This window comes from Cryobacterium breve, from assembly GCF_004402375.1.
GTDB lineage: Bacteria > Actinomycetota > Actinomycetes > Actinomycetales > Microbacteriaceae > Cryobacterium > Cryobacterium breve.
In genome coordinates, this window is sequence record NZ_SOGJ01000030.1 from 1 (window position 1) to 3,126 (window position 3,126).

Below are 3,126 nucleotides of genomic sequence, written 5' to 3' on the forward strand. Positions count from 1 at the left end.
ATAGCCCCGCGTCCAGCCCATCCCAAAACGACAAACGGACGCTCAAAGGCGACCACGGTCGAGCCATCGACAACACCCCACAGAACTCAGGGTGTTGCTCTCACCACCTGAACTCGCCGGTTTCGCCACACAGAGGTTACGAGACGCCTTGCATACGCAACCGGATGGTACTGAGAGCTGCGCCGCGCGACGTCACGCCCGGATCGACTCGTGCGCGGCACCCTCCGAGTCAGCGCCGGCAGACTGCCTGAGCGCTGCGAACGTCGCAAGCCGGCCCCTGCGCTGCATCGTCTAGTTGTACGTCCGGTCCCAGAACGAGTACCTTGGTACAAGGTTGCGACAATTGGGGGTATTGCCCATGGGCTTTGTGTTGGGATTCATTGGCGCGATGACAGCGCTTCTCCTTGTGACGTTCTGGCATGGATCCACCAGGAGGCGCCGTGAAGTCGAGGTCTACGCTTTCATAGAGCGCATCGGCCTGCCCATGACTGATCACGTGTATAGCCGCGTTGATCGACGCCTACGAACGCGTTCCAAAGGGGCGACGGTCGGTGGCCTAATCTCGCTGTTCGCGTTTGCCGTTCTCTTCGCAATCACACAGGACTATTGGCCGATCGGCGTTGCGGGAGCATCTACGACTGGCATTCTTGCGGCCGCACTGGCCCTGGGGGGCGCAGTGTCAGCCCTCAGCCAATTCACCACGCCGCAGCCGGGCGCTCCGCGATTCGCTCGAGCACAATCGCCTTCCCTCGCTGACTACGTGCATCCAGGCTGGGTGCTTGGCGCGGCACTTCTGGCCGTGGTCAGCGCAGCGCTTTCGATCGCGCTCTCTATCGGCCTAAGGCCAACGACACTTCAAGGCGGCTTACCGCTAGGGGCAGTGCTATCTCTGGCGATTCTGGCCTTGGCCGGAATCGTAGCCGTCGCTGCTCTGAGTTCGATGCTCTTGGCTGTTCCGCAGCCAGCGTCGAGTGAGCTTGAGCTCCAGTGGGATGACGCTCTTCGGGCGTACGCTCTTCGCGACCTGTGGATCGCCTCCATTGCCCTTAGTGCTGCGGCGTTCGTAGCTGGCTTCTCGTGGCTATTCGACTACAGCTCGCCGTTCGTCTTCGTGGGACTAGTCGTCGGGCTGTCACCTTTGTGGTTGGTGAACCTTCCCGTCAGCCGCCGGCCCCTTGGGCGGCTATGGGAGCCCTCCGCTACCACCGGCCCTAGCCGATGCTGACAATCGACCCGACCTCGTCAACTCCGCCGTACGAGCAAATACGAATACAGATAGCTGACCTGGTACGAGACGGAGAGCTCGTTCCCGGAACACGTCTGCCGACCGTGCGTCGGCTCGCTGGTGACCTTGGGCTAGCGCCCAACACTGTGGCGCGTAGCTACCGAGAGCTTGAGCGGGACGAAATCATTCAGACGCGCGGTCGGCATGGTTCCTACATCGCGATGCACGGCACCTCCAATCAGCGTCACGCCCAGGCAGCCGCGCAAGCGTACGTCCTGCGCTTAGGAGAACTTGGAATCGGCATGGACGAAGGTCTCAAATACGTTCGGGCTGCGTTCCAATCGAGGTAAATCGACGCGACCAGAAAGGGCGCCTCGTTTCCCTAGGGCGGTTTCGAGACAGTACGACGACGTAATCTACCTTTTGCCCGGCGCCGCCTGGACCTCCGGTCACGTGCCCTCTGGTGTCGTTTCTACGCGGACGTTGAAGTGTTCCTGGGCCCACTCGTCTTTTCCGGCGGGCGTGAGCGCTTCGATGTATTGCCATTCGGTGGGTACGCTCAGCGCGCTTATGGCATCGCGCACGTCGACGCCTTCGTCGAAAGCAATGAACGCTCCGGAGTGATGGACGATGTACCCGGAAACGTCCTCGGCGTTTTCCAGTTGCCCGATGACGTGCCAAAGCGCAGCATCGTCACCTTGAACGGTCAGCTGCCGCGTGCCACCCTCGATGTCGTCGGCTGCGCCCCAGCTGTATACCCGCTCGCGAACGGGATTCGAACCGAGAATAACCGCGGTGACCTGTGGGGGGTCGGTCACGCCGAGATAGGGACGCACTAGGTCAAGGAGGGCGAGAGGGGAGCCGGCGCGGGCTTGTACCCACACATTGAGGCTGCTATTGCTCTCATCGATGATGAGATCGTCGTTCTGGTCAGGCCAGAGCACGGTCGCCCGCACCACTCCATCCAGCTGAGCCAAGTCGCTGGCTAATTCCAGTCGGTCGGCGTTGAGCCCGGCAATCGGTGAGATGCCGACACTTATCTCGCCAAGATCCAGCTCAACCATGAACCGGGTCGAGCCCTGCGCGGTGGCCAGCGTCGCCGAGATCGCGTCCACCAAACGTGTTGTTTCCGTGCTTGACAACGTGTTCTCTTCGAAAACTGTGAAGAAGACGTTATTGCGAAACGTTAGATCGCCGGCGCGGCTTTCCGGTTCGCCGACGGCGGCGACTCCGGGGATGGCCCTAAGTTCGGCGGCAACGCGCAGGACCGAATTAGAGAACGGCCACACCCCGGAGTCACGGACTCTGCTTCCGATACCCGGAAGCAGCACGACCGCGACTCCTACCAAGAGCACTACAACGGCTAAGACCACCCATCGAAACCCTCGAGAGGGTCCGCCGCTGCCGGGCCGGGTAGGGCCCGGATCGCCAAGTTCGGCGAAGAGGTCGAACGGAGCGCTCTGAACCAGGTCGTCCTGCTGCGAAGGCACATTGCGAAGCTTAGTAGCCGAGTCGCGCCGAGGGCTTCTCGGCGGTCCACCTCAGCTCGGGCACCGTCTCCCCGTGAAATGGGTCACTGTGCGCACGGGTATCGTGGGTGCGCGTCGCGGGAATAGCGCCATGCTGAGCTGGTACCGCGGAGAGCGCGCACTGGGATTTCTGCCCGCTCAATCCGCTGCTGACGACAGCCTGACAATCGACGTCGCCAAATAGCGATCAAAGAAGGCCGCCAAATAACGCCGACATTTACAGAGGTGCAGGTCGCGGGCGGGAGGCGTCCTATATCCCATGGGCGAATTCAAACGGTGGAAGCAACAGGGACTATTTCCTTCCTCGAGACTAGCTCGCTGAGCAGGTCGGCTGGGGTGCTTCGTTTGAGGGTTTTGCGTGGCCGCTCGTTG

The 3,126-nt window shown here is 61.6% G+C and carries 2 protein-coding genes; one reads left to right on the forward strand and one right to left on the reverse strand.

Annotated features, from left to right (window positions below; translation table 11 throughout):
* Window positions 1-1,218 precede the first annotated feature (1,218 nt).
* Complete coding sequence (locus E3O65_RS14330) at window positions 1,219-1,575, forward strand: GntR family transcriptional regulator (RefSeq protein WP_134364412.1); 357 nt, start codon at window positions 1,219-1,221, stop codon at window positions 1,573-1,575.
* Between the two features lie 99 nt (window positions 1,576-1,674).
* Here the strand turns inward: E3O65_RS14330 and E3O65_RS14335 are convergent, their stop codons facing one another.
* Window positions 1,675-2,556: a hypothetical protein gene (locus E3O65_RS14335; protein WP_134364413.1), complete on the reverse strand. Its 882-nt coding sequence runs from the start codon at window positions 2,554-2,556 to the stop codon at window positions 1,675-1,677.
* Window positions 2,557-3,126: the final 570 nt, after the last annotated feature.